The organism is Luteibacter sp. KNZ12-1A (assembly GCF_056755675.1).
In genome coordinates, this window is record NZ_JBPGXU010000016.1 from 15,723 (window position 1) to 41,445 (window position 25,723).

23 protein-coding genes and 1 pseudogene are annotated in these 25,723 nt (G+C 66.9%); 21 read left to right on the forward strand and 3 right to left on the reverse strand.

The genetic code is table 11. From position 1 onward, the window contains the following. Positions 1–10 precede the first annotated feature (10 nt). A complete protein-coding gene (locus ACR9ZJ_RS05685; RefSeq protein WP_481287153.1) occupies positions 11–1,819 on the reverse strand; it encodes a M14 family metallopeptidase in 1,809 nt (602 codons plus the stop codon). A gap of 87 nt (positions 1,820–1,906) precedes the next feature. On the opposite strand from ACR9ZJ_RS05685, the gene ACR9ZJ_RS05690 reads away from it, so the two are divergent. From ACR9ZJ_RS05690 to ACR9ZJ_RS05710, 5 genes are all read left to right on the forward strand, one after another. Continuing rightward, complete coding sequence (locus tag ACR9ZJ_RS05690) at positions 1,907–2,449, forward strand: RNA polymerase sigma factor (RefSeq protein WP_481287136.1); 543 nt, start codon at positions 1,907–1,909, stop codon at positions 2,447–2,449. Beyond that, complete coding sequence (locus tag ACR9ZJ_RS05695; RefSeq protein ID WP_481287137.1) at positions 2,431–3,051, forward strand: hypothetical protein; 621 nt, start codon at positions 2,431–2,433, stop codon at positions 3,049–3,051. The genes ACR9ZJ_RS05690 and ACR9ZJ_RS05695 overlap by 19 nt, the downstream gene beginning before the upstream one ends. 95 nt (positions 3,052–3,146) lie before the next feature. Next, on the forward strand, positions 3,147–3,812 hold the full coding sequence (locus tag ACR9ZJ_RS05700) for a response regulator (protein WP_371024794.1): 666 nt from the start codon (positions 3,147–3,149) through the stop codon (positions 3,810–3,812). Further along, positions 3,809–5,197, forward strand: coding sequence for a sensor histidine kinase (locus tag ACR9ZJ_RS05705; protein ID WP_481287138.1), 1,389 nt, complete (start codon positions 3,809–3,811; stop codon positions 5,195–5,197). Before ACR9ZJ_RS05700 ends, ACR9ZJ_RS05705 begins: the two co-directional genes overlap by 4 nt. Before the next feature lie 80 nt (positions 5,198–5,277). Further along, positions 5,278–5,799, forward strand: a complete 522-nt coding sequence (locus ACR9ZJ_RS05710) for a Dps family protein (protein ID WP_481287139.1) — start codon at positions 5,278–5,280, stop codon at positions 5,797–5,799. 179 nt (positions 5,800–5,978) lie between these two features. On the opposite strand, the gene ACR9ZJ_RS05715 is transcribed toward ACR9ZJ_RS05710, so the two are convergent. Beyond that, on the reverse strand, positions 5,979–7,862 hold the full coding sequence (locus ACR9ZJ_RS05715; protein WP_481287140.1) for a M61 family metallopeptidase: 1,884 nt from the start codon (positions 7,860–7,862) through the stop codon (positions 5,979–5,981). Positions 7,863–8,024: 162 nt separating this feature from the next. Between ACR9ZJ_RS05715 and ACR9ZJ_RS05720 the strand changes: the two genes are divergently transcribed. Then, positions 8,025–8,468: a DUF4442 domain-containing protein gene (locus tag ACR9ZJ_RS05720; RefSeq protein WP_481287141.1), complete on the forward strand. Its 444-nt coding sequence runs from the start codon at positions 8,025–8,027 to the stop codon at positions 8,466–8,468. Here ACR9ZJ_RS05720 and trxA read toward each other — a convergent pair whose 3' ends face one another. After that, a complete protein-coding gene (trxA, locus tag ACR9ZJ_RS05725) occupies positions 8,469–9,344 on the reverse strand; it encodes a thioredoxin (RefSeq protein ID WP_481287142.1) in 876 nt (291 codons plus the stop codon). A 171-nt stretch (positions 9,345–9,515) separates the two neighbouring features. Here trxA and ACR9ZJ_RS05730 point away from each other — a divergent pair, with 171 nt between their 5' ends. The 15 genes and pseudogenes from ACR9ZJ_RS05730 to ACR9ZJ_RS05800 all read left to right on the forward strand — a co-directional run bounded on the left by ACR9ZJ_RS05730 (position 9,516) and on the right by ACR9ZJ_RS05800 (position 25,672). Further along, positions 9,516–10,127 (forward strand): paraquat-inducible protein A, encoded by a 612-nt coding sequence (locus ACR9ZJ_RS05730; RefSeq protein ID WP_481279610.1) that lies wholly within the window; start codon positions 9,516–9,518, stop codon positions 10,125–10,127. Further along, the gene (locus tag ACR9ZJ_RS05735; protein ID WP_481279611.1) at positions 10,124–10,744 is read left to right on the forward strand and encodes a paraquat-inducible protein A; all 621 of its coding nucleotides are present in this window, start codon (positions 10,124–10,126) and stop codon (positions 10,742–10,744) included. Before ACR9ZJ_RS05730 ends, ACR9ZJ_RS05735 begins: the two co-directional genes overlap by 4 nt. Then, complete coding sequence (locus ACR9ZJ_RS05740; RefSeq protein WP_481287143.1) at positions 10,741–12,420, forward strand: PqiB family protein; 1,680 nt, start codon at positions 10,741–10,743, stop codon at positions 12,418–12,420. The genes ACR9ZJ_RS05735 and ACR9ZJ_RS05740 overlap by 4 nt, the downstream gene beginning before the upstream one ends. Continuing rightward, the gene (locus ACR9ZJ_RS05745; protein ID WP_481287144.1) at positions 12,417–13,010 is read left to right on the forward strand and encodes a PqiC family protein; all 594 of its coding nucleotides are present in this window, start codon (positions 12,417–12,419) and stop codon (positions 13,008–13,010) included. The genes ACR9ZJ_RS05740 and ACR9ZJ_RS05745 overlap by 4 nt, the downstream gene beginning before the upstream one ends. A 219-nt stretch (positions 13,011–13,229) precedes the next feature. Continuing rightward, positions 13,230–15,971 (forward strand): leucine--tRNA ligase, encoded by a 2,742-nt coding sequence (leuS, locus tag ACR9ZJ_RS05750; RefSeq protein WP_481279614.1) that lies wholly within the window; start codon positions 13,230–13,232, stop codon positions 15,969–15,971. 2 nt (positions 15,972–15,973) lie between these two features. Then, the gene (locus ACR9ZJ_RS05755) at positions 15,974–16,525 is read left to right on the forward strand and encodes an LPS-assembly lipoprotein LptE (protein WP_481287145.1); all 552 of its coding nucleotides are present in this window, start codon (positions 15,974–15,976) and stop codon (positions 16,523–16,525) included. 9 nt (positions 16,526–16,534) lie between these two features. Beyond that, on the forward strand, positions 16,535–17,545 hold the full coding sequence (holA, locus tag ACR9ZJ_RS05760) for a DNA polymerase III subunit delta (RefSeq protein WP_481287146.1): 1,011 nt from the start codon (positions 16,535–16,537) through the stop codon (positions 17,543–17,545). Next, positions 17,542–18,183, forward strand: coding sequence for a nicotinate-nucleotide adenylyltransferase (nadD, locus tag ACR9ZJ_RS05765; protein WP_481279617.1), 642 nt, complete (start codon positions 17,542–17,544; stop codon positions 18,181–18,183). Before holA ends, nadD begins: the two co-directional genes overlap by 4 nt. A gap of 20 nt (positions 18,184–18,203) precedes the next feature. Beyond that, a pseudogene (gene rsfS / locus ACR9ZJ_RS05770) lies at positions 18,204–18,437 on the forward strand (ribosome silencing factor); the annotation flags it as partial. A 7-nt stretch (positions 18,438–18,444) separates the two neighbouring features. Then, on the forward strand, positions 18,445–18,915 hold the full coding sequence (rlmH, locus tag ACR9ZJ_RS05775) for a 23S rRNA (pseudouridine(1915)-N(3))-methyltransferase RlmH (protein WP_306850077.1): 471 nt from the start codon (positions 18,445–18,447) through the stop codon (positions 18,913–18,915). 10 nt (positions 18,916–18,925) lie between these two features. Continuing rightward, positions 18,926–19,483 (forward strand): Maf family protein, encoded by a 558-nt coding sequence (locus ACR9ZJ_RS05780; protein WP_481279618.1) that lies wholly within the window; start codon positions 18,926–18,928, stop codon positions 19,481–19,483. A gap of 55 nt (positions 19,484–19,538) precedes the next feature. Beyond that, positions 19,539–21,026 carry a ribonuclease G gene (gene rng, locus ACR9ZJ_RS05785; RefSeq protein ID WP_481279619.1) on the forward strand — a complete coding sequence of 496 codons (1,488 nt, stop codon included), beginning with the start codon at positions 19,539–19,541 and terminating at the stop codon, positions 21,024–21,026. A 30-nt stretch (positions 21,027–21,056) separates the two neighbouring features. Next, a complete protein-coding gene (locus tag ACR9ZJ_RS05790) occupies positions 21,057–24,929 on the forward strand; it encodes a YhdP family protein (protein ID WP_481287147.1) in 3,873 nt (1,290 codons plus the stop codon). 86 nt (positions 24,930–25,015) lie between these two features. Next, positions 25,016–25,294 carry a type II toxin-antitoxin system RelE/ParE family toxin gene (locus tag ACR9ZJ_RS05795; protein WP_481287148.1) on the forward strand — a complete coding sequence of 93 codons (279 nt, stop codon included), beginning with the start codon at positions 25,016–25,018 and terminating at the stop codon, positions 25,292–25,294. 12 nt (positions 25,295–25,306) lie between these two features. After that, entirely contained in the window at positions 25,307–25,672 is a 366-nt protein-coding gene (locus ACR9ZJ_RS05800) for a HigA family addiction module antitoxin (RefSeq protein ID WP_481287149.1), read from the forward strand. Positions 25,673–25,723: the final 51 nt, after the last annotated feature.

A 25,723-nucleotide genomic window follows, 5' to 3' on the forward strand; every position in this document is an offset into this window, starting at 1 on the left:
TTCGCAGGCGCTAGGTTCCGGCCTTCGCCGGAGCGGCGACATCCAGCGTCTTCAACGCTGCGTCATCGAGGCGGAACACGGGATACGCGCCGACCTTCTGCGCGGTGTACCAGGGGCTGCGTTCGAAGAAGAAGGCGAGGCGCGCGCGCGGGCTCGCCGCGAAGGCCGGATCGCTCTTGAGCCTGGCTTCGAATGCCGCCCTCAGTGACGGATCTTCCGCGATCATCTTTCGCGCCAGGGCTTCCACGACACGAGGTTCGCCGTATTCCTTCGGTTCGAAGATCGCGTTGAGGTAACCCCAGCGCAGCATGGAGTCCGGCGCGCGGGCGTCGAGCAGGTTGATCGCGAGGACGGCGTCGGCGTTGTCGGAGCGGACGATGACGGTGCCGGCGGGCAGTTCGATGTCTTCCCTCACGGCCGCGATGGCGGCATCGCGGAGCATGTGATGGCCCTCGAAAGGCTTGTCCGCCCACTTCGGCTGCGAAAGCTGGTCGGCGTCGACGCTCACGTGGATGGCTGTCGCGGTGCGGGTGTAGGGAATGCCGTGGGCGTCCAGGCGTTCGATCACATCGGTCCACTGCGCGGGAACCGCCCACGCGGCAGGCAGAGGCGCGGCCACGTCGGGCAGGAGGTCGTTCCAGCTCTGGATGGTGTAATCCTTCTTCGCCGTCGGGTCGTATCGCACCCAGAGGTCGCCGGAGATATCGCTTCGGGTCTGCGTGAATGCGTAGCCCTTCAGCGTGAACGGCTTCGATGCCGGGTCTTCCTTGAAGGTGACCGGCAGCGTCGCGCCGGGTTTCGCCGAGAGCGAGGCGGCCCAGGCGTCGGCATCCTTCGAGGCCTTCAGCAGGGCGGCCGGGTCCTTGTTCACGTGATCGAGCACACTGCGCACGACATCGTAAGTCGCGCGGACACGCACCTCGTACGACTTCAGCATGTGCGTCTCGATCAGCAGCCCGGCACGATTGCGGATCGCGGCATAACCGGTGGAGAAGCGCGGGCCGGAGCCGAAGTTCCCGATGCCCTTGGTGATGTCGCGCCCGTCACGGAATTCGAGATAGGGCGCGGCGAGATGGCCGAGTCGTTCATAGGCGGGGATCGCGCCTTCCTCGTACGCGGCCTTCTGCCAGGCGGCGATCGATGGCGGGAGCTTGTGCGGATCCTCGGCGTACCAGGTGAGGTCGTACTGGTAGTCGGCGCCATCGGTGGTGTGGATGTCAATCAGCAGGTCGGGCCGCCAGGTGTTCCACAAGGCTAGCCAGGCGCGGGTTTCCGGGGCGTCGGCCTTGACGTAGTCGCGGTTGAGGTTGAGGTATTGCGACTGGCCACGAAAGCCCATCTCGGCGGGGCCGTTCTGGTTGATGCGGAAGTACGGCCCGGAATTCTCGTGGCCGTCCACGCTGTACACGGGGATGTAGACCAGCACCGCGTGGTCGAGCAGATGGGGCAGGCGGTGCATCGTGGCGAAGTCGCGCAGCAGCATCAGGCCGGCGTCCTTGCCTTCGATCTCGCCGGGATGGATGCCCGCCTGTAGCAGCACGATCGGCTTGCCCGCCGCGCGCGCCCGCTCCGGGGTGAGGTCACCGTCCTTCGCCGCGATCACCACCGCCATCGGCCGGCCCTCGGGCGTCGTGCCGAAGGTCTCCAGCCGGATGGTGTCCGGGGCGGCCCGGGCGAGGCGGCGCAGGAAGGCCTGGGTCTCCGCATAGGACGGCGTGGTGCGGAACGCGGAGGCCTCGGCGGGCGTGGTCCAGGTGTCTTTCGCGTGGATCGTCATCGGGGTCACCGCGATCAGGGCGAGGAGGAGGCGTGCGGGCATCGCGAGCATGGAACCGTCCGGCGGGGGAATTCCCCATTGTGTGATTTTTTCGCCGGCTGGGCGAATCATGGGGAAAGAGGAGGGCTCATGGCCGACGAAGAGAGACGGCACGCGTTCGAGGCGTTGTTGCAGACGCACCGGAAGATCGTGTTCAAGGTTGCCGCGATCTATGCACGCGGTCAGGAGGATCGGCGCGACCTGAGCCAGGAGATCGCCTTGCAGCTGTGGCGTTCTTTCGGTTCGTATGACCTTTCGCGCCCGTTTTCGACCTGGATGTACCGGGTTGCGCTGAACGTCGGGTTGTCTCACGCAAGGCGCGAGCGTGAACGTCCGTGTCCACTGGACGAGAAACTGATCGATACCCTTGGCGGCGGCACGCCGATCGACGAGCCCGACGAACGCCTGGGGGCACTGGCACGGGCCATAGAAGGTCTGGAGCCGCTCGACCGCGCACTGATCCTCCTTTACCTCGACGAACTATCGCACGCCGAGATCGGCGCGGTGCTCGGCCTGAGTGAAAGCAACGTGGGCACGCGAATCGCGCGCCTGAAGCAACGCCTGCGTCGGAATGTTGCAGGCGAAACAATCACGCACACGCAACGGAGAACGCCATGGAACTCGACGACTTGAAAGCGGGTTGGGAGGAGCTGGATCGCCGGTTGGCGTATATGGAGGCACGTCTGATTACCGCACGCGCGACGGCTGGTGTTCGCAGGGAACTACGCCCGCTGGTCGCGGGCCAGGTCCTGCAGGCTGTGCTAGGCGTGGTGCTAGCCATGGGTGCCGGTTCGTTCTGGTTTGAGCATCGTGGGAATCTAAACTTGGTTGTCACCGGCCTGTTTCTGCATCTTTACGCTATCTCGATGATCGTGGCGGCTGCGCGCAACCTGTTCCTCGTGCAACGGATAGACGAGGGAGCTCCGGTACTGGCGCTGCAACACCGGCTCGTCGCGTTGCGCGCATGGCGCATCCGCGAGGGACGCTGGTTTGGCGCGGTGGGATGTTTCGCGTGGGTGGCGCTGGTGATATGGGGATTCGGCTTGTTGGGCGTCGACATCGTTGCGGCGCGGCCACTCTTCGTCGGATTCCTGCTGCTGACGGCGGCCATGTGCCTGGCGATATTCACCGTGGTGGCCCGGCTGGACAAGGCGCCGGAAGGGTCGGCGATGCGCCGTGCGGCGGAGCGGCTCGCGGAGATCCGGCGCTTCGAATCGGCCGACGAGACGCCCTGAGGCAAGAGTTTCACGTGCGATGTCCGCAGATGCCTAAGGACCCGCTAAGCTCGACGAAAGGATAATCGGCACCTATCGGATACCGGGGCTTCGCCTTGCACATCATCCTTGTCGAAGACGACGTCCAGCTTGGCGAGGCCATCCGCCGGGCCCTGGAGCGGCTGGCCTATTCGGTCAGCTGGTTCCGCGAGGGCAACGAGGCGCTGCGGGCCTTGCGCGACCACGACGCCGACCTTGTCCTGCTCGACCTGGGCCTGCCCGGCAAGGATGGCATGGACGTGCTGACCGAGGCGCGGCGCCTGCGGGTGAAGACGCCGGTCATCGTGATGTCCGCGCGGGACGCCCTGGATTCGCGCATCCGCGTGCTCGACGCGGGGGCCGACGATTACCTGATCAAACCGTTCCACCTGGACGAACTGGCCGCGCGCATCCGCTCGCTGGCGCGCCGGGTGCGTGGCGAGGCGGTGAACCGGCTCGAGGCCGGCGCGCTGAGCCTCGACCTGGGCACGTTCGACGTCACCTGGCATGGCGAACGCGTGGACCTCACCCGGCGCGAGTTCGCCCTGCTGCAAGCCTTGATGGAACGGGCCGGACGAATCGTCCGCCGCGAATCGCTGGAGAATTCGCTCTACGGCCCGGACAACGTGATGAGCACCAGCGCGCTGGAGGTGCTGGTGCACTCGCTGCGGCGCAAGCTGAGCCATGGCGCGATCCAGACGGTGCGCGGTTTCGGCTACATGGTGCCGCGGGAGCCGCAATGACCCTGCCGAGCCTGCGCTCGCGCCTGCTGGTGTTGATCGTCCTGGTGCTGGCGGCGGTCTTGTTGCCGCTGGGCATCCTCAGCGCGAAGCACACGCTCGAAGAAGTGGACGAGCTGTCCGACGGCAGGCTCGCCCAGGCCGCGCGCACGCTGGAAGTCCTGGTCGGCCGCATCGGCGTCGAGCAGCTGCGCGAACAACGTTCGGCCCGCATGCTCGTCCCGAGCGTGTCCAACCACCCGCAGGAACTGACCGTGCAGGGACGCACCTTCGAGTCGGAAGTGGGATTCCAGGTGTTCGACCGGGACGGCACGTTGCTGCTCGCCACGGAAAACCTGGCGGCGGTACCGAACACACGCGCGTCCGACGGCGCCTTCGAGGACATCCACAAGGGCAAGTACAAATGGCGCATGTTCACCCTGATCATGGAGCAGGAAGGGGTGACCATCCGGGCCGGTGAGCGCTATGACAGCCGGCACGAGATAACCCGTGCGCTGTGGCTCGAACACGGCCTGCCGACCTTCCTCGGCCTGCCCGTGCTGGCGCTCCTGGTCGGCTGGGCGATCCGCCGCGGCCTGCGTCCACTCGAATCGCTGGCCGGGGCGCTGGCCCGGCGCGAGCCGGGCAGCCGCGAGCCGATCCACCTGCCGGACGCGCCCCTCGAACTGAGGCCCGTGCTGCTGGCGTTGAACGACCAGATCGAACGATTGGAAGGGGCGCTGGAGCGCGAACGGCAGTTCAGCGCGGACGTGGCCCATGAGCTGCGCACGCCCCTGGCCTCGACCATGATCAACCTGGAGGACGCGATGGCCTCGGCGCAGCCGGACGAGGCGCAGGCCGCGCTGGAAGCGGCCCGCGAATGCCTGGTCTCCCTGGCGCGGCGTACCGAGCAGTTGCTGGCGTTGGCCCGGCTCGAAGCCGGCGCGGCGTCGGGCCCGCGAAGCCGCGTGGATCTCAGGGAACTCGCGCTGGAAGTGGTCGAGGAAATGTCGCCGGTGATCGGTACCGGCGGCGCGGAACTGAGCATCGAGCTACCCGACCATCTCTTCGTGAACGGATACGGCGTCGCCCTCGGCGCGCTTATCCGTAACCTGCTGGAAAACGCCTTCCGCCACGTACCACACGGAGGCCACGTCGAATTGTCGATTCGGCATGTCGAACGAGGCGCCCTCATCGAGGTGACCGACGACGGCCCCGGTATTCCGGCGGAACGCCGCACCGCCATGTTCACGCGGTTCCAGCGCGGCGTGGACACGCAGGGAGAGGGCTATGGCCTGGGATTGTCGATCGTGAAACGGGCCGTCGAGTTGCACGGAGCGGTTATCGAGCTCCTGGACCGGGAAGGCGGGCCCGGGCTGAGAGTGGTGGTGACCCTGCCCCTGGCCTGAATCGCGAGCGCGTTTCATTCAAGCGCGACGGACGCGATCGGAGCATCCTTGGAGGGTCCAATCACGCGGAGTCAGCCACGATGAAAAACCCCGAAGCGACCAAGAAGCTGCGCAAGGCCGCCTTGAACACGCGTACCGGTCTGGGTGCCGACGCGACGCGCGACATCTCCGGCGCGTTGAATGCGTTGCTCGCCGACACGTTCGCGCTGTACCTGAAGACGAAGAATTTCCATTGGCATATGTCCGGTCCGCGTTTCCGCGACCTCCACCTGCTGCTCGACGAGCAGGCGTCGCAGATCTTCGCCACCACCGACGACATCGCCGAGCGCGTACGCAAGATCGGCGGAACCACGATCCGTTCGATCGGACACATCGCGCGCCTGCAGCGCATTTCCGACAACGACGCCGACTTCGTCACGCCGCAGGACATGCTCGCGGAACTGCGTGAGGACAACCTCAGCCTGGCCGCCTCCCTGCGGGAGACGCATGGCGTGTGCGACGAGTATTCCGATGTGGCGACGGCGAGCCTGATCGAGAACTGGATCGACGAGACCGAGCGTCGCGTGTGGTTCCTGTTCGAGACGGCGCGCGAAGCCGACTGACGAAGGAAGGGCCATTGTGGGAGCCCACACCTTGTGGGAGCCCACACCTTGTGGGAGCCGACTCTGTCGGCGATCCCGCGGCAGCGGGCAAGGTTGCGGCGAGCACCCGTCGCCGCTCAAAGCGGCTCCCACAATGGGCATATCATCCCCGGGGTCCGGACAAAAATATCCCGGGGCTCTTATTTCTTCGGCGTGGCGATCGCCCCGATCAGGTCCTTGCCTTCGCCGCGCACCAGGTGCGGATACTTCAGGCCGCCGTGGTAATCGACGCCGATGGTGCGGTAATCGTCGATATCCTTGATCAGGAACTGGATCGGAGCGGTGCCCGACTTGGCCTCGGCCACCGCGTCCTTCAGTACCTGGGCCGAGTAATCCTTGCCATTCACCGCGACCAGCGTCACACCGGGAACGATGCCCGCTTTCGCAGCGACGCCATCCCACTGCGAATCCGTCACCACGCCCTTGTCCGACACCTGGATACCCAGTGAGTACGCGAGGTTGACCGTCTTGCGGAGTTTCTCCGCCGTCTTCGCGAATGCCGTGGGCTTGTCGTCGTACACCAGCTTCCAGCCGCCGCCCTCGATGCCGTGCTCGGGCAGGGTGTCGCCCGTGTAATCCAGGCGTTGGCGCAGGAAGCTCGCCCAGTCGTAGGGCTGGATACCGTTGAGGGTGGAGACCACGTCGTCGAAGGTATAGGTCTTGGGAACGTAGCTGCCGTTGTCCATGCCGTAGAAGGCGCGGGCGAACTCGTCCAGCGTGTGCTTCCCACCGGAGAGGTCACGGATCTTCGTATCGACGTCGAGCCAGAGCATCTGGCCTTCCGGGTAATAATCCGAGCCGCGGCGCAGGTTGCCCCAGCCCTGGCTGCCGCCGCGCGACGACAGCGGAATACCGTCGGCGGTGTCCTGCAACGAACGCCACGAGCGGCCTGTGCGCGCCGACATGTCGGCGGCGATCGCGGCCAGCGAATCGCGCCATTGGTCGGTGGTCCAGATGCCCGAGCGCGCGGTGAGCACGCCGGCCCAGTAGTCGGTGAGCCCTTCGTAGACCCAGAGCAGGTCGTCCTGCATCGGTTCGGTGAAGGTCGGTGTCCACAGGTCGGCGGGACGGCGGAACTTGCCGTTCCACGAGTGGATGTACTCATGCGGAAGGAGGGTCCCCGCCGCCACGTTCACGTCGGGATCGGTGAGGAAGTTCGCGTAGAGGCGATCGTCGCTGGACTGGTGGTGTTCCAGGCCGAAGTGGTTCGTGTGATCCGAGGTCACCAGCAGGAAATCGTAGTGCGCGTAATGGTGTGCGCCGAAGAGCTTGTTCGCCTGCACCACGAGCGCACGCTGCTTCGCGATCTGTTCCTCGGTGGCCTTGACGCCAGCGGCCGTATCGCCGGTGATATTGAGGTGGACCTGGGTGGCCTGGCCGGGTGCGAGGTCGATGCGGGTGAAGTGCTTGCCCGTCATCAGGGGCGAATCCACGAGGTTCTCGAAACTCACCGGCTTGAAGGTGACCTCGTCGCCCGATTGCGAGGCCGTTTCCAGGGCGGAGGCGAACTTCCATCCCGAAGGCAGCTTCACGCTCGGTTCGACGGTGATCCTGCTGGTGTAGTGCCCGGCCGGATAGAAGGCCACTTCGTTGAACGAGAGCGGTATGTAGTTCGGCGTGGCCGGAGCGAGGTATTCGAAGGCGAGTTCGAGTTTGTCCACGCCGGCGGGCACGTCCACGTGGAAGGCGTACATCTCCTTCAGGTCGCGGCGCCAGGGGATGCGCTTGCCGTTCGCCGTGATGACGAAGCCCGCCACGTTGGAGAGCGGGCCGGAGGGCCCATGCACGCCGGGGATCCACTTCGGGTAATAGAGGATCGCGTGGCCCGCGCTGACCGGGATGGTCTCGCGTACGTGGTAGAGGTGCCTCGATGCGTCGGAAAGATCGACGTGCAAGCTCAGGTTGCCGGGATAGGGCTGGTCGGCGGCCACGGGAAGGTCCGCGGCGATGGCCTGGGACACGGAAAAGGCCATCGCGGAAGCGACGGCGGCGGCGAGGGTGGCGCGGCGGAGCGATTGGCGCATGGCTCGGATCCCCTGGCGACTGTCAGCCTTCGATGGTCGGGGGCGCGCCGACACGCGGCCTGTGCCATAGGTCATGCATGGGGCGGCGCGTTTGAAACGGGGGACTTCGCGCGCCGGATGCGCGCCGGTAGCATGGATTCGCCTGATATCGCTGCGAATCCCATGAAAGCACCCACCCTGCGGCGCATCCTCAACGCCTGGCCACCCTTCCTGTTCACCGGGATCCGCGTGGTGCGGATGGACGATTACCGTTACGCGAAGGTGCGCCTGAAGCTCGCCTGGTACAACCGCAACTACGTGCGCACGCAGTTCGGCGGCAACCTGTTTTCCATGACCGATCCGTTCTGGATGATCATGGTGCTGAAGAGCCTCGGCAACGACTACATCGTGTGGGACCAGGCGGGCGAGATCCGCTTCGTCGCGCCCGGTCGCGAAGATGTCTATGCGGAGTTCCGCGTCGAGGAGTCGCTGCTCGACGAACTGCGCGCCGCCACCGCGAACGGCGAAAAATACCTGCGCTGGTTCGACACCGATATCCGCACCGCGTCGGGCGAGCTCGTGGCCACGGTGCGCAAGCAACTCTACGTGCGACGCAAGCGCCGCTGATCAGAACAGCAGCGACGCCATCTTGCGGCGATACGTACCCACCAGTTCCGCATCGTCGATCGTCGCGAACGCCGCGAGCAGGCGCTTCTTCGCCTGTCCGTCGTTCCAGTCGCGCTGGCGCTTGAGCACATCGATGAATTGGTCGAGGCCGGCCGCCACATCGCCTTCGATCAGCAGGCGCACACCCAGCAGGTCGCGTGCCTCCCAGTCGGCGTCGTCGGCCTGCACGCGGGCCCGGAGCTCAGCCAGTGACGGCGAGCCCTCCAGCGCGCGGGCCAGTTCCAGCTGGCTGCGCAGGCGTACCGCACGGGCGTCGGTCGCGAGGTTGGCGGGCAGGGCGTCGAGTTCGGCCTGGGCCGGTTCGACCTGGCCGGCGCGCATGAGGGCCAGGGCGAGGTCGAGCTTCAGTTCGGCGCGGTCCGGCTCGGCGGCGATCGCCTGCTGGAGGCGGTTGATGGCCTCTTCCGCGGTTTCGGCCGGTGCCGGTTCGGCGGCGTCTTCGTCGTTGGCCGCGTCGACCGGCTGAACGCCGTGGCGGGTGAGGAATTCACGGATCTGGCCTTCCGGCAGGGCGCCGGCGAAACCATCGACCACCTGGCCACCGCTGATCAGAACCACCGTGGGGATGCTGCGGACGCCGAACATGGCGGCCAGCTGCTGCTCGGCGTCGACGTCGATCTTGGCCAGGCGGAAGCCGCCGTTGTACTCGGCGGCCAGCTTTTCCAGGATCGGGCCGAGCGACTTGCAGGGGCCGCACCATTCGGCCCACAGGTCGACCAGGACGGGGGTCTGGAGCGACGCGTTGATGACGTCGTTCTCGAAACCGGCCGTGGTCGCGTCGAAGACATGTTCATTGCGGGTCTGGGCGCTGCTCACGGAAGGCTCCTGGGACAAGGTGTCGATGCCCCGGTAAGTCGGGGAAGGGCGGGAGCATATCAAGCCCCCGGGGCCTTTTAGGACTACTCCTATCCACCGCGTCATGCGCCGTTTACGCGGATTTGCGATCATATGGCGCGGGCCGGTGCGGCCTCGAAGCGCCGGGAAGGCATGCATAACGCCCAGGAACTGATCGTCTGCGAACACTGCGACTCCGTCTACCGGAGGCGCCCGCTCGCCCGTGGGGAGGTCGCCGACTGCGTCGTTTGCGGCGCCGTGCTGGAACGGCACCAATGGCTCGGCGTGGAAGCGCAGTTCGCCCTGATCGTCGCCGCGCTCATCGTCTTCGTCATCGCCAATGTCTCGCCCATCGTCACGCTGGGCCTGTCCGGGATGACCGCGGCCACCACCCTGTGGGGCGCGGTGATCGCCATGTGGAACGATGGCGCCCAGGTGGTGGCCTTCCTCAGCGCGATGACCCTGTTCTTCTTCCCGCTCAGCCAGATCCTGATCTTCGGCTGGGTGCTCTGGTTCGCCCGCGACGGGCGCCGTGCACCGGGTTTCGCCCAGGCCATGTCGACCCTGGTCAGGGTGAAGCCATGGAGCATGATCGAGGTGTTCATGCTGGGCACGCTCGTCGCGGTGGTCAAGGCGCATACCTATTTCGACGTGGTGCCGGGGCCGGGCATCTGGGCCTTCGGCTTCCTCACCTTGCTGGTCACGTTGTTCTCCAGCCACGACCCGCGGCAGCTCTGGGACATCACGCGGGAGGCGAGGGCATGAACGCGCCGCCGCGGGCCAGCGAACTGGGCATGATGTCCTGCCATGTGTGCCGGCTGGTCACGGCGTACACGGACGATCCGCACGCGCACTGCCCACGCTGCGGCAACGCCCTGCACGCGCGCAAGCGCGGCAGCATCGCCCGCGCCTGGGCCTTGCTCGCGGCGGCGGCGATCTTCTACATCCCGGCGAACGTGTTCCCGATCATGCGCACGCAGAGCCTCTCGTCGAAGGACGACAACACGATCCTCAGCGGGATCGCGGAGCTCTGGCGGGCGGGCTCCCCCGGCCTCGCGGTCATCGTCTTCACGGCGAGCATCATCGTGCCCGTGCTGAAGTTCGTCATCATGGGTTACCTGCTGGTGTCCGTGCAGCGTTCCAGCGGGTTCGTGGCGAAGCAGCGTGCGCGGTTGTACCGCTTCGTGGAACTGGTCGGCTACTGGTCGATGCTCGACGTGTTCGTCGTGGCGATCCTGTCGGCCCTGGTCCATTTCAAGATCCTCAGCCGCGTCGAGCCCTTGCCCGGCGTGGTCTATTTCGGCGTGGTCGTCGTACTGACGATGCTATCGGCCATGAGCTTCGATCCCCGCCTGATCTGGGACAACAGGAAATCGCAATGAGCGACACCAACGTAGGAAACACGCCTCCGCCGGAGGACCTGCCGCAACCGGTCGTGCGCCGGTCGAAGATGGGCTTCTCGCTGATCTGGCTGGTGCCCATCGTGGCCGCGCTCGTCGGCATCTCGCTGCTGGTCAACCATTACATGTCGGCCGGCCCGCGGATCACCGTCACCTTCCTCACCGCCGAGGGCATCGAGGCGGGCAAGACCCAGGTCAAGTTCAAGAACGTGGTGATCGGCAAGGTCACGACGATGCGCCTCTCGCGCGACCGCACGCACATCACGGTCATGATCGACCTCGAGAAGGATGCCAGCGCCTTCGCCACCAAGGGCACCCGTTACTGGGTGGTGCGCCCGCGCATCGGGGCCAGCGGTGTATCCGGCATCGATACCTTGCTCTCGGGCGCCTTCATCGGCGCGGACGCCGGCGATTCGGACGAGGAGCAAAGCGACTTCACGGGCCTGGAAACGCCACCGGCGGTGACCCATGGCGCGCCCGGCCGACGGTTCGTCCTGCATTCCTCCGACCTTGGCTCGCTGGATATCGGTTCGCCCGTTTACTACCGCCGCATCCAGGTCGGCCGGATCGTCTCGTACGAGTTGGACAAGGACGGCAAGGGCGTCTCGTTGCAGCTCTTCATCGACGGGCCCAACGATCGCTTCGTAGGAAAGGACACGCGCTTCTGGAACGCCAGCGGCGTCGACGTGTCGCTCGGTGCCGACGGGTTGAAGATGAACACGCAGTCGCTGGCCACGGTGATCGCCGGCGGCGTCGCCTTCCAGGATCCGCCGGGGCCGCATGACGAAGCACCCGCGCCGGAAATGGCGGAATACACCCTCTTCAGCGACCAGACCACGGCACTGGCACCGCCCGACGGCAAGCCGCGTTACATCCGCATGCGTTTCGAACACTCGCTACGCGGGCTGACCGTCGATGCTCCCGTCGAACTGCTGGGCGTCAAGGTGGGCCGCGTGGTCTCGGTGAACCTCGACTACGATCCGAAGACACAGACCTTCCCGGTCATCGTCGGTGCGCTGGTCTACCCGCAGCGCCTGGGCCAGGCCAACGAGAAGCTGGCCAAGGCCGTCGGCGGCGACGAGGACAGCCTGTTCCCGCGGATCATGGGCGGGCTGGTCGCGCACGGACTGCGTGCGCAGGCGCGCACCGGCAACCTGCTCACCGGCCAGCTCTACATCGCGCTCGACTTCGACCCGAAGGCGCCCAAGGTCGCGTTCGACGAAAAGGCCAAGCCGGTGGAGGTGCCGACGACGCCGGGTGATTTCGACCACTTGCAGGAACAGCTTTCCAGCATCGTCGACAAGGTCGAGAAGATTCCGTTCGACTCGATCGGCAAGAACCTCGACGGCAGCCTGAAGGAGCTCCAGGGCACCTTGAAGCAGGTCAACGGCGAGCTCCTGCCCGAGGCGAAGAAGACCTTGCAGGGCGTGAACCGGACCGTTGGCACGGCCAACGACGCCTTGTCCGAGAATTCGCCCTTGCAGCAGAACATCGCCAACACGCTCGAGGAATTGCAACGCACCGTGCGTTCGGTCCGCGCCTTCACCGATTACCTGGGACGGCATCCGGAAGCGCTGTTGCGCGGTCGCGGCGCCGACGCGCCGCCGAAGATCAGTACCCCGCCGTCCACGAAGCAGGGCAAGGAAGAACAGCCATGACGCATACCCTCCGCCTCGCCGGTGCCGCCATCCTGATCGGCTCGCTGGCCGCCTGCGCCTCCGCGCCGACCCACTTCCACACGCTGGTTCCGCCGTCTGCGCCGATGCCGGCGGCTTCCGCCGCCTTCGTCATCGACGTGCAGCCGGTGGCCGTGCCGCCCCAGGTCGACCAGCCGGCGCTGGTGTTGCGCCAGGGCGCCAGTGGCATCGCCGTGCTCGATGGCGAACGTTGGGCCTCGCCGTTGGGCGACGAGATCCGCGGCGCGCTATCGGCCGACCTGGCGGCGCGGCTGGGGACCCACGACGTGCACGGGTTGCCGCGGGGGAAGGACGCCCGGGTCGTCGGCGTGCGGCTCGATGTCCGCCGGTTCGATTCGGAAGTGGGCGGCAACGCCACGCTGGAAGCCTCCTGGTCGGTCCGTGGCGCCGAGGGCGTCGCCGCGAACTGCGCGTCGCGCGTCGCCGAACCTGCCGGCTCGACGTACGGCAGCCTGGTCGAGGCCCACCAGCGCGCCCTTGGCAAGGTGGCCGACCAGGTCGCCGCGGCCGTGCGCGCCGTGGCCGCCGGCCAGAACCCTCCCTGCCAGTAGCCGGGGGAGCGCCGGTGAGCCGCTCAAGGTGGGAGCCGACCTTGTCGGCGATCCCGCGCAGCGGGCCAGGTTACGACAAGCACCCATCGCCGACAGGGTCGGCTCCCACCTCAAGTGGCCTCAACACTTGGCCCGAACGGCCCCGTGGGATAGTCTCCCGCGATTGACCGCCGCGTTTTTCCTTGCGGCCAACCGAGCATTCCATTGGTACCGAACTCCATGCAGGACACCCACGATCAGGGCACGCGCGAGCAGGGCGGTTACGCCCCGGACGTCGTCGAGACGGCCGCCCAGCGCTTCTGGAACGAAACCCGCGCCTTCGAGGTCACGGAAGACACGTCCAGGCCGAAGTATTACTGCCTCTCGATGCTGCCGTACCCGTCGGGCGCCCTGCATATGGGCCACGTGCGCAACTACACCATCGGCGACGTGATCAGCCGTTTCCAGCGCCAGCAGGGCAAGAACGTGCTCCAGCCGATGGGCTGGGACGCCTTCGGCCTGCCTGCCGAGAACGCCGCGATCAAGAACAACACGGCGCCGGCGAAGTGGACCTACAAGAACATCGAGCACATGCGCGAGCAGTTGAAGCGCATGGGCTTCGCGTACGACTGGACCCGCGAGGTCACCACCTGCAAGCCGGAGTACTACCGCTGGGAACAGCAGATGTTCACCCGGCTGATGAAGAAAGGCCTGGTGTACCGCAAGAACAGCGTCGTGAACTGGGATCCGGTCGACCAGACCGTGCTGGCCAACGAGCAGGTCATCGACGGCCGGGGCTGGCGCTCCGGCGCGGTGGTCGAGAAACGCGAGATCCCGCAGTGGTTCCTGAAGATCACCGCCTACGCGCAGGAACTGCTCGATGGCCTCGACACGCTGCCGGGCTGGCCCGAAGCGGTCAAGACCATGCAGCGCAACTGGCTGGGCCGGTCCGAGGGCCTGGAGATCACCTTCGACGTGGATGGCCAGGACGAGCCGCTCACGGTATTCACCACCCGGCCGGACACGCTCATGGGCGTGTCCTACGTGGCGGTGGCCGCCGAGCACCCGATCGCCACGCGCGCGGCCGAGGGTAACCCGGGCCTCGCGGAATTCATCGAGAGCTGCAAGGCAGGCGGCGTATCCGAGGCCGAACTGGAAACGCAGGAGAAGCGCGGTTACTACACCGGCATCGACGCCACGCATCCGCTCACCGGTGAAAAGGTGCCGGTATGGGTCGCCAACTTCGTGCTGATGGGCTACGGCACCGGTGCCGTCATGGCCGTGCCCGGGCATGACCAGCGCGATTGGGAGTTCGCGCAGAAGTATTCCCTGCCGATCAAGATGGTGGTGGTCGACCGTGGCGTCGTCGACGCCGTCGCGGAACTGAAGCGCGATCTCGCCGCCGACGGCACCGACACGGTGCAGAACGCGCTGGATGGCGGCTCCTCGGACGCTTACCAGTCGTCCGCCGCGGTCGAGACGATCAAGACCTTCGAGAACGACATCCAGACCGCCGGCGCGTACACCGACTACGGCACGCTGATCAACTCGGGCGAGTTCGACGGACTGGAATTCAAGGCGGCGTTCGATGCCATCGCCGCGAAACTCGAGGCCGCCGGGCGTGGCGAGCGCCGGGTCAACTGGCGCATCCGCGATTGGGGCGTCAGCCGCCAGCGCTACTGGGGTTGCCCGATCCCGGTGATCCATTGCCCTGCGTGCGGCGCCGTGCCGGTGCCCGAAGACCAGTTGCCGGTGGTGCTGCCGGAAGACGTGGCCTTCTCCGGCGTGCAATCGCCGATCAAGGCCGATCCGGCATGGCGCAAGACCACGTGCCCCACCTGTGGCGGCGCCGCCGAACGCGAAACCGACACCTTCGATACCTTCATGGAATCGAGTTGGTATTACGCGCGCTACACGAGCCCCGGTGCGAACGGGCAGGTGGACGAACGCGCCAACTACTGGACCCCGGTCGACCAGTACATCGGCGGCATCGAGCACGCGATCCTGCACCTGTTGTATTTCCGCTTCTACCACAAGCTCATGCGTGACGAAGGGCTGGTGGACAGCGACGAGCCGGCGACGAACCTGCTCTGCCAGGGCATGGTGATCGCCGAGACGTACTTCCGTAAGGAAGCCGACGGCTCCAGCACCTGGTTCAACCCGGCCGATGTCGACGTGCAGCGCGACGAACGCGCGCGCATCGTCGGCGCGGTGCTGCGCGCCGACGGCAAGCCGGTGGAAATCGGTGGCGTCGAGAAGATGTCCAAGTCGAAGAACAACGGCGTGGACCCGCAGTCGATGGTCGAGAAGTACGGCGCGGACACCGTGCGCCTGTTCTCGATGTTCGCCGCACCGGCGGACCAGTCGCTGGAGTGGAACGAAGCCGGCGTGGAAGGCATGGCGCGGTTCCTGCGCCGCCTCTGGCGCGATATCAACACGCATGCCTCGTCCGTCGCTTCGGGCGAGGACGCCGCGGGCGAAGCCGCGCGCAAGACGCTGCGCCGCCAGTTGCACGAGACGATCCAGAAGGTGGGCGACGACATCGGCCGCCGCCAGTCCTTCAATACGGCCATCGCCGCGCTGATGGAACTGCTGAACGCGTTGGGCAAGTTCGACGACGCCAGCACCCAGGGCAGGGCGCTGCGCCAGGAGGCCTTCACGGCCATCGTCCAGCTGATCAACCCATTCACCCCGCATGTCTCCCATGCGTTGTGGCAGGTGCTCGGGCATGGAGAGACCCTGGTCGAGGACGCCGGCTGGCCACAAGTGGACCCGGCGGCGCTGGTCCGCGACTCGCTGACCTACGCGGTGCAGGTGAACGGCAAACTTCGCGCTACCATCGAGGTGCCGGCATCGGCCTCGAAGGACGAGGCGGAAGCCATGGCGCGGGCCGAACCCAACGTGGCCCGCTTGCTCGAAGGCCAGACCGTGCGCAAGGTGATCGTCGTGCCCGGCAAGATCGTCAACATCGTCGCAGGATAACCATGAGCCCGAACCTCCTTCGTTCGCTTCGCATCGCCGCGCTGGTCTCCATCGCGGCCCTGGTCAGTGCCTGCGGCTTCCACCTGCGCCAGAGCGCGGCGTTGCCACCGGGGATGAAGAAGATCCATCTCACGGTATCCGGCGGCGGCAAGCTCGAACGCGAGCTCACCCGGGCGCTGGAGAATTCCGACGTGACGATCGTGGACAAGCCCTCGATCGACGCGGCCGAACTGGCTGTCACCTCGAACACGTTCCGCACCGATTCGCTGACCGTCAGCGGCACCGCCCGCGTCACGGAATACGCGGTGCGCTACCACGTCGACTTCAACGCGAAGGCGGGCGACGGCACGGTCATCATCCCGTCGCAGGCGGTCGATATGTCCCGCGAATTCAGCTACGACGCGACCAATACCATCGGTACCGCGAGCCAGACCGAAGAGCTGCAGCGCAGCCTCATCGGCGACATGGTCCAGGCGATCCTGTTCCGCTTGCAGGCCGCTGGCGCGCATCCGGCCATGGCGGCGCCCGCGCAGGCGCCAGCCACCTCGAACTGAGCCGGCGGCGTGCCCTTCAATCCCAGCCAGTGGCAGAAGCATCTCGCCGGCGACCGCATGGCGCCGGTCTACCTGCTGGCCGGCGAGGAACTGCTCGTGCTGGAAGCGGCCGATGCCGTGCGCGCCATGGCGCGCCGGCTCGGTTACTCCGAGCGCGAGGTGCTGGAGGCGGACAGCCGCTTCGACTGGGACGATCTCGCCCGTGCCTCGGCGGGCTTGTCGCTGTTCGCGACCCGGCGCCTGCTCGACTTGCGCCTCGCCGGCGGCCGCGCGGGCAAGGACGGCGGCGCGGCGATCTCTGAATTCGTGGCCAATCCGCCGCTGGACACGACCTTGTTGATCACCGCCACCGAGTGGAGCAGCAAGCACGAGGCGGTGTGGACCAAGACGGTCGACCAGGGCGGCGTCCAGGTGGTGTTCAACGCCCCGCGGCCGCATGAATGGACACAATGGATCGGCGCGCGACTCGCCTCGCGCGGCGTCAAGGCCACCCCCGACGCCGTGGCGATGCTGGCCGAGCGCGTGGAAGGCAACCTGTTGGCCGCTGCCCAGGAGGTGGACAAGCTCGTCGTCCTCGCCGGCGATCAGCGCCTCGACGCCACGACACTGGAAGGTCTCGTCGCCGATAGCGCCCGCTACGACGCATTCAAGCTCACCGACGCCGCCTTCGCGGGTGAGGGAGGACGCGCCTTGCGCATCCTCGCCGGCCTGCGCGCGGAAGGCGACGAACTCATCGCGCTCATGGGTTGGCTGGTCAACCAGCTGCAACTCGCCATGCGCCTGGCCAATGCCCGTGATTTCGGCGCGCAGGCCAAGGCCGAACGTCTCTGGCCCGCGCGTGAGCAACTCTTCCGCAAGGCGCTGCGCCGCGCGCCGCGCGAGCACTGGATGGCTTGCCTCGCCCGTGCCGCGCGCATCGATCGCATGGCCAAGGGCCGCGAGCAAGGCGATCCCTGGCTGGAAGCCGAAAGGCTCGTTGCCGCCATCGCCGAGCCGCGCGCGGCCACCGTGTTCGCATGAGCCGGCCGCGCCCGCTCGCCATCCTCGGTGGCACCTTCGATCCGGTCCATCACGGCCACTTGCGGGCCGCCTGGGAGGCGGCCGAGGCGCTCGACGCCGAGGTGCGCCTGGTACCCGCGCGCACGCCGCCGCACCGGCCGCCGCCGGTCGCCGATGCCAGCGGCCGCGTCGCCTTGCTGCGCGCGGCGCTCGGGGGACAGGATCGCCTCGCCATCGATACCCGCGAACTGGACCGCGACGGTCCCTCTTATACGGTCGACACATTGGCCTCCCTGCGTGCCGACATCGGGCCGGAGCGGTCGCTGGTGCTCCTGGTGGGCGCCGATGCGTTCGCCGGACTGGCGTCCTGGCACCTTTGGCGGGAACTGTTCGCGTTCGCCCACGTGGGCGTGCTGACGCGGCCCGGGACGACCCACCCGTTGTCGGGTGAGCTGGCGGCTTTCATCGCCGGGCGCCGGGTGGAACGTTTGAGCGGGCCATCCGGACAGGTGGTCGACATCGCGATCACGCCGCTCGACATCGCCGCCACGGCGATCCGCGAGTCCTTCGCGGCGGGTGGCGAACCGCGCTTTCTGATGCCCTCGGCGTGCTTCGCGGACGAGGCCTTGCTGGCGCCGTATCGCGCCCTCGGGCGCTAATCGCCGACATCCTGTTCATCGCATCGGGCACCTCCGCCCGTCACGTCAAGTCGATCGCCGACGAAGTCATCAAGTTCGCCAAGGAGGCGGGCGTGATGCCGCTCGGCGTCGAAGGACAGACCGAAGCCGAATGGGTGCTCGTCGACCTCGGCGACATCATCGTCCACGTGATGATGCCGCGCATCCGCGAGTTCTACGGCCTGGAGCGTCTCTGGACCGTCGGCGACGACGGCGCCGAAGCCGCGAACGCCTGAGCCCGCCGTGCGGGCTCGCCTCATCGCGGTCGGCGAACGCATGCCGGCCTGGGTGGCCGAAGGCTTCGCCGAATACCGGAAGCGGCTGTCCCACGATTTTCCCCTCGAACTGGTCGAGATAAAGCCCGGTGCGCGCGGCAAGGGCCGCGACGACGCACGGGCGACGCTCGACGAGGGCGTCGCCATCCTGGCGACGCTGCCACGCGACATCCACGTCGTCGCCCTCGACGGGCGCGGCAAGGCGTGGTCCAGCGAAGACCTCGCCCGGCAGCTGGAGCAATGGCGCATGGGTGGACGCGATGTCGCCTTCCTCATCGGGGGCCCCGACGGCCACGCGCCCGAGGTGCTGGCCCGGGCGGACCAGACCTGGTCGCTGGGGCCGCTGACATTGCCGCACATGCTTGTTCGCCTCGTGCTGGCCGAGCAGCTCTACCGCGCCACGACCCTCGTGGCAGGCCACCCCTATCACCGCGCCTGAAGGAACCGCCGTGCTGTACCTGGCCTCGCAATCGCCCCGCCGCCGCGAACTCCTGAGCCAGATCGGCGAAGACCACCGGGTCCTCGAAGTGGACGTGGAGGAGATCCGCGAGCCTGGCGAGCCAGCGGACGCCTATGTGTCACGCGTGGCGCGGGACAAGGCGCGGGCGGGATTCGCACGCGTGATGGGCGAACCGGGCGCACGGGTGTTGGGCGCCGACACCGAGGTGGTACTCGGCGACGAAGTCTTCGGCAAACCCCGTGACGCCGCGGACGCCGTGGCCATGCTCGGCCGTCTTGCCGGTCGCGAGCATCGGGTGCTCTCGACCGTATGGCTGGTGGAGGCCGGCGGGGAACGGCAGGCGGTATCGGTATCGACCGTGCGCTTCGCGCCGCTCTCCGGGCGCGCCATCGCGTCCTACGTGGCCACCGGCGAGTGTTTCGGCAAGGCGGGCGCGTATGCGATCCAGGGCGCCGCCGCGGCCTTCGTGGAACATCTCTCGGGCAGTTACTCCGGCGTCATGGGCCTGCCCCTGTTCGAAACCTTCCAGCTCCTCCACGGTCAGTGACAGGCTGTCGACGCGCGGGCTATAAAGCACGATGACTCAAGGAAAAGGGGCGCCGGTGAGCGAAGAAATACTGATCAATGTCACGCCACGTGAGACGCGGGTGGCGATCGTCGAGAACGGCATGCTCCAGGAAGTCCACGTGGAGCGTGCGCAGAAGCGCGGCTACGTGGGCAACGTGTACAAGGGACGCGTACAGCGCGTGATGCCGGGCATGCAGGCCGTGTTCGTGGAGATCGGGCTGGAGCGTGCCGCGTTCCTGCACGCCTCCGACATCGTGCGCCCGCCGTTGCCACCGACCGATGCGCCGGTGGAAGGCAAGGGCAACGGCCATGGGCCGGTGCCGTCGATCTCCGAGCTGGTGCACGAGGGACAGGAAATCGTCGTGCAGGTGGTCAAGGACCCGATCGGCAGCAAGGGCGCACGGCTTTCCACGCACCTGTCGATCCCGTCGCGCTACCTCGTCCTCCTGCCGCATTCGCGCACGCTGGGCGTATCGGTGCGCATCGAGGAAGAAACCGAGCGCCAGCGGCTCAAGGACATCCTCAACCCGCTGATCGGCGAGAACCACCTGGGCTACATCGTGCGCACCAACGCGGAAGGCCAGTCGGAGGAATCGCTCGCGTTCGACGTGACCTACCTCGGCAAGGTCTGGCGCGTGGTGCAGGAAAACATCCAGAAGGCCAAGGTCGGCGAGCGCGTGTACGAGGAACTCTCGCTGCCGCTGCGCTCCCTGCGCGATTCGCTCAACGACGGCATCGAGAAGGTTCGCGTGGATTCACGCGAAACCTACGAGAAAACGGTCAAGTTCGTGCACAAGTTCATGCCGGTGCTGTCCGACCGCATCGAGCACTACGCGGGCGAACGGCCGATCTTCGACCTCTATGGCGTGGAGGACGAGATCCAGCGTGCGCTGCGCAAGGAAGTGCCGCTGAAATCGGGCGGCTACCTGATCGTCGACCAGACCGAGGCGATGACCACCATCGACGTCAACACGGGCGGTTACCTCGGTACCCGCAACCTCGAGGAAACCGTGTACCGCACGAACCTCGAGGCCGCGCAGGCGGCGGCTCGCCAGCTGCGGCTGCGCAACCTCGGCGGCATCATCATCATCGACTTCATCGACATGATCGACGACGAGCACAAGCGCCAGGTATTGCGCATGCTCGAGAAGGGCCTGGCGAAGGATCACGCGAAGACCACGGTCTATCCGATGTCGGCCCTGGGCCTGGTCGAGATGACCCGCAAGCGCACCACGGAAAGCCTCGAACGCCAGTTGTGCGAACCGTGTCCCGCTTGCAGCGGCCGCGGCACGCTGAAGACCGCCGAGACGGTGATCTACGAGATATTCCGCGAGATCACGCGGGCGGTACGCCAGTTCAACGCGCAGAAACTCCTGGTGATGGCCAGCCCCAAGGTGGTCGGCCGCATCCTCGAGGAGGAATCGGCGGCCGTCGCGGAGCTGGAAGAATTCATCGCCAAGAGCATCCGCTTCCAGGCGGAAGAGCATTACTCGCAGGAACAGTTCGATGTCGTCCTCCTCTGAACCCGGCGCGCACCGCCGGAACCCGGGCCGGTGAGTCCGCACTGGCGCCATCGCGCACGACGCCTGCGGTTCTTCTTCCTGGGTCTGGTCGCGAGCCTGTTGGTCGCCCTCGCGATCGTGATGGCGCTCGGCCAGCTGTTGCTGCCGCTGGCCGCACGTTATCCGGAACGCGTGGCCGCCATGCTCAGCGAGCGCCTGCATCGTCCGGTGCGTTTCGCCTCGCTGGAAGGCTTCTGGCGGCCATCGGGCCCGCTGTTCGTGATGCGCGACGTGACCATCGCGCCGGTGGAGGGCGGTGAACCGCTGCACCTGCCGCAAGCGGCGGTGAAGCTCGATTTCGGCGCGTTCGTGCTGCCGTCGCGGCACCTCATCAACCTGCGCCTGAGCGATCTTCGCCTCGGCTTGCGCCGGGCCGTCGACGGGCGTTGGAGCATCGACGGTTTCGGTGCGGGCGGCGGCACCCAGAAGGTGTCGCTGGGCAATCTTTCGGCCGACCTCTGGCTGGGCAACCTGCACCTGGACATCGCCGACGACACCACCCGGCGACACTACGGCCTGGTGGCCGACCAGCTGCGGATCAGCCTGCAAGGCCGAACGATCCGCTTCGGCGGGACCTTGCGCCGCGAGCATGTCAGTGGACTGTTGAGCGCCGCCGGCCGCTTCGCCGACGACGGGTCGAGCGGACGCATTTACGTCAAGGGCGCCGATGTCGACTTCGCGGCGCTCACCGGCGATTTCGACGCCGGCGGCTACGCCCTGGCGGGCGGCAAGGGACGTTTCGAAACCTGGCTCGACTGGCGCGATGCGCACGTGGTGCGCGCGACGTCGCGGCTCGACCTCGATAACCTCGCCATTCGCGGTCCGGCACGCACGGTACGCACCGCGGGCCTGCATGGCGTCGTCGATTTTCACCGTACCGCCGACGGACAGCGTATCGACTGGGCAGGCAACGATGGCAGCGACGTCGCCCTCGTGCTGCGCAATTCCGGGGATCGCAGCGACGGCACGCTGGTCGGGCGCACGCTCGATCTTGCGCCGCTGCTGCCTTGGGCGGGCGTCTTGCCGCAAGTCTCGCCATCGCTGGCGCGCTGGCTCGGCGAAGGGCATCCGCATGGACGTTTCGACCAGCTTCGCGCGGATTGGAACTCCGTCGACGGCGTGAGCTTCGCGCATGCCACCTTTTCCGGCGTGGGCATCGACGCCAGCGGCAGCTTGCCTGGCGTGTCTTCGTTGAAAGGCGAGGTGTTCGGCGATGGCGAGGCACTGGCGCTCAGCCTGCCGAAGCAGCCCACCACGATCGACGCCACGGGTGTGTTCCGCAAACCGTTCGTCATGGCTTCTCTTGGCGGCGACATCGCGGTGTACAAGGACGAAGATGACTGGCACATCGGGGTCGACCCGCTGGATTTCCGTGGCGAGGGTTACGGCGGCCAGGTGCGTGGCGAACTCGTCCTGCCGGCGACCGACACCGGTCCCTTCATGGACATGTACGTCGCGCTCGGCGAAGGCGAGGTGCCCGCCGCCAAACTGTTCTGGCCGATCCACTCGATGTCGGAAGGCGCCCAGAACTGGCTCAATCGTGGACTCGTGTCCGGTCGCATCGAGGGCGGCTCGGCGTTGCTTCGCGGCAACCTGCGCGAGTTTCCGTTCAAGAACCAGGAAGGGCGCTTCGAGGCACGTGCCGCGATCGCCGACCTGGTACTCGACTACGGCACGGGATGGCCGCGTGCCGAGGGCGTCGCCGCCGTCGCCAACTTCATCGGCAACGGCATGTACGTCGAGGCGACCGAAGGTCATTCGCTCGGTAACGCCGTGAGTTCCGCGTCGGCGGCCATCCCCGATTTCGCCGATGGCATCCTCGATCTCAAGGTGAGCGGCGCGGGCACCGGTGGCAGCTATCTCGACTTCATCAAGAACAGCCCGGTCGCCAGTCGCAGCCGCGAGGCGCTCGACGCGATGAAGCTCGGCGGCACGGGTGAATTCGGCTTCAACCTGCTGATGCCCCTGAAGAGCGCGAAGGACTTCACGCTGCAAGGCAAGGCGACCATCAAGGACGCGGACCTCGTCGCCGACGCGTGGAAGCTGCGCCTCGACAAGATCACCGGGCCGATGACGTTCGATGGCACGGGCTTCTCGGCCAAGGGCCTGAAGACCGCGTACCGCGGCCAGCCCGCCGACCTCGACGTCGCCATCGCGGGTGCGACCGGCGATCCGGCGAAGATCGTCGATGCGTCGCTCACCGGCGCCTTCACGGTTGGCGAAATGATCGGCGATTTCGAAAACCTGAAATGGCTGGCGGATATCGCGAAGGGACGCGGCACGTTCCGCATCGGCTTCGACCTGAGCAAGACCGGGCAGGGCGATGCCACCGCGCAGACGCTGCGCGTCGATTCCGACCTGCGTGGCGTGGAGCTGACGATGCCCACGCCGGTGAAGAAACCGGCGAATGCCGCCACGCCGCTTTCGGTGCGTGTCGGACTTCCCGTGGACGGGGCGCGCCTGGATGTCGCGCTGGGCGATGTCGTGCGCGGTCGCCTGCGCCTGCCGACCGACACGGCTCCTATCGCCGCGGCGTTCAATCTCGGCAGCACGGTACCCGCGACGATGCCCGCGCAGGGTTACCTGATCGGCGGTCACGCCGCCCGGCTCGATGTTTCCGGCTGGGTCCAATACGTGGTCGGACTTTCCAGCGGCGGCAGCGGGCCCGGCTTGTCGGCGCTGGACGTGAGCGCGGACGACAGCGAAGTCTTCGGCCAGCATTTCGCCAACATGCATCTCGTCGGCCGTCCCGGTGCGCAAGCACTGTCCTTGCGCGTGGACAGCGACGCCATGGCTGGCCAGATGACGGTGCCTAACGAGGAACTGCGCCGGCGCGGCATCACCGCGCGCATGGACCGCCTGTGGTGGCCCGCGGCCGATGACGCGGCCGACGCCGCGAAGAAGGGCAAGACGGTGGCCGCTGGCGCCACGACCGTCGCCGCCACGGTGGCCAAGGCGGAAGGGGCCGGGGAAACACCTGCCCAGGCACCGAAACCGCCGGATGCGAACGAAGCCGGCGTGGCTCCCGCCAGCCTGCCGCCATTGCATCTGCAAGTGACCGACATGCGCCTGGGCAAGGCGCGCCTCGGCGAGGCGCGGCTGGAAACCTGGCCGACCGACGAGGGCATGCACATCGACCAGTTGCGGGCGCAGTCGAAGAACATCCAGATCACCGCCACGGGCGACTGGAACGGTGACGAGAAGCGCAGCCGCACCCATCTGTCGATGGACTTCGCCTCCGAGGACGTGGCACGCATGTTCGATGCGCTCGGCTTCGCCGGCATCCTGCAGGGTGGCCGCGCCGAGGCACGGCTGGACGCGGCGTGGCCGGGCGGACCTTCCGCGCTGGCACTGGCGAACATGGATGGCACCCTGAGGGTCGACGTCGCCAACGGACGCATCCTCGAAGTACAGCCCGGCGTGGGCCGGCTGTTCGGTCTCGTCTCGGTGACCGAACTCCCGCGGCGCTTGTCGCTGGATTTCGGCGATGTCCTGGGCAAGGGCTTCGCCTTCGATTCGATCGCGGGAGATTTCCGTTTCGCCGATGGCAATGCCACCACGCAGAACCTGAAGATCCGCGCGCCCGCCGCGGAGATCACGATCACCGGCCGCGCCGGCCTCAAGGCGCGCGACTACGACCAGGAAGTGCTGGTCGTTCCTCACCTCGGCAGCAGCCTCCCCGTAGTGGGCGCCCTCGCGGGTGGCCCGGTGGGAGCGGCGGCGGGCCTCGCCGTGCAGGGCATCCTCGGCAGGGGCCTCAACCAGGCCGCGCGCAAGCGTTACCACGTCACCGGCAGCTGGGATAAGCCTGTCTTCACGCCCATCGACAAGGGCGGCCCCTCGACCTCGCCCGAAGCGCGCTGACGCCAGCCAGCGTCGCACGCTGGCTGATCGGGGAAATCATTGCGAATAGTATCGTTGCTCGTTATTATCGAGCAGCGTTACTACTCATGATCAAGTCGTTTGGCGACGCGGAGGCCGAGGCACTGTTCGGTGGCGAGCGTGTTCGAAGGTGGATAAATATCGAGCGCATCGTGCTTCGCAAGCTGGCGGCGATTCATGACGCGCTGACGCTGGACGACCTCAGACGGCCACCGGCAAATCGTTTGAAGCCCCTGCGCGGGACACGTGACGGGCAGTACAGCATCCGTATCAATGACCAGTTCCGCGTATGTTTCGTTTGGCGCGATGGTCATGCCCACGACGTCACCATCGTCGATTACCACTAAGAGGACCGCCGTATGCGCGAGGTTCCGTATCCCCACCCCGGCGAGATATTGCTGGAAGAATTCCTGAAGCCACTCGGACTCACCCAGTACCGCCTGGCGAAGGCTATTGGCGTGCCTGCTCCGCGCATTGGTGAGATTGTCGCCGGCAAGCGGGCGGTCACGGCGGATACCGGGTTGCGGCTTTCCCGGTTCTTCGGCATGTCCGATGAATTCTGGACGGGGCTCCAGGCCTCCTACGACCGCGAGATGACACGCGATCTCATGGCGGCCACCCTGGATGCCATTGTTCCCTGGTCGGTACTGGAGAAGCAGGAGAAGCTCCTCAAGAGGCGAAGCAATGGCGCGGCGGGCCCTGCCAAACGCGGCTCCAGGGTTTAACCTGACGGTTCCAGGCCCCATCATCGGGGTTCCCGCTTTCGCTACCGGCTG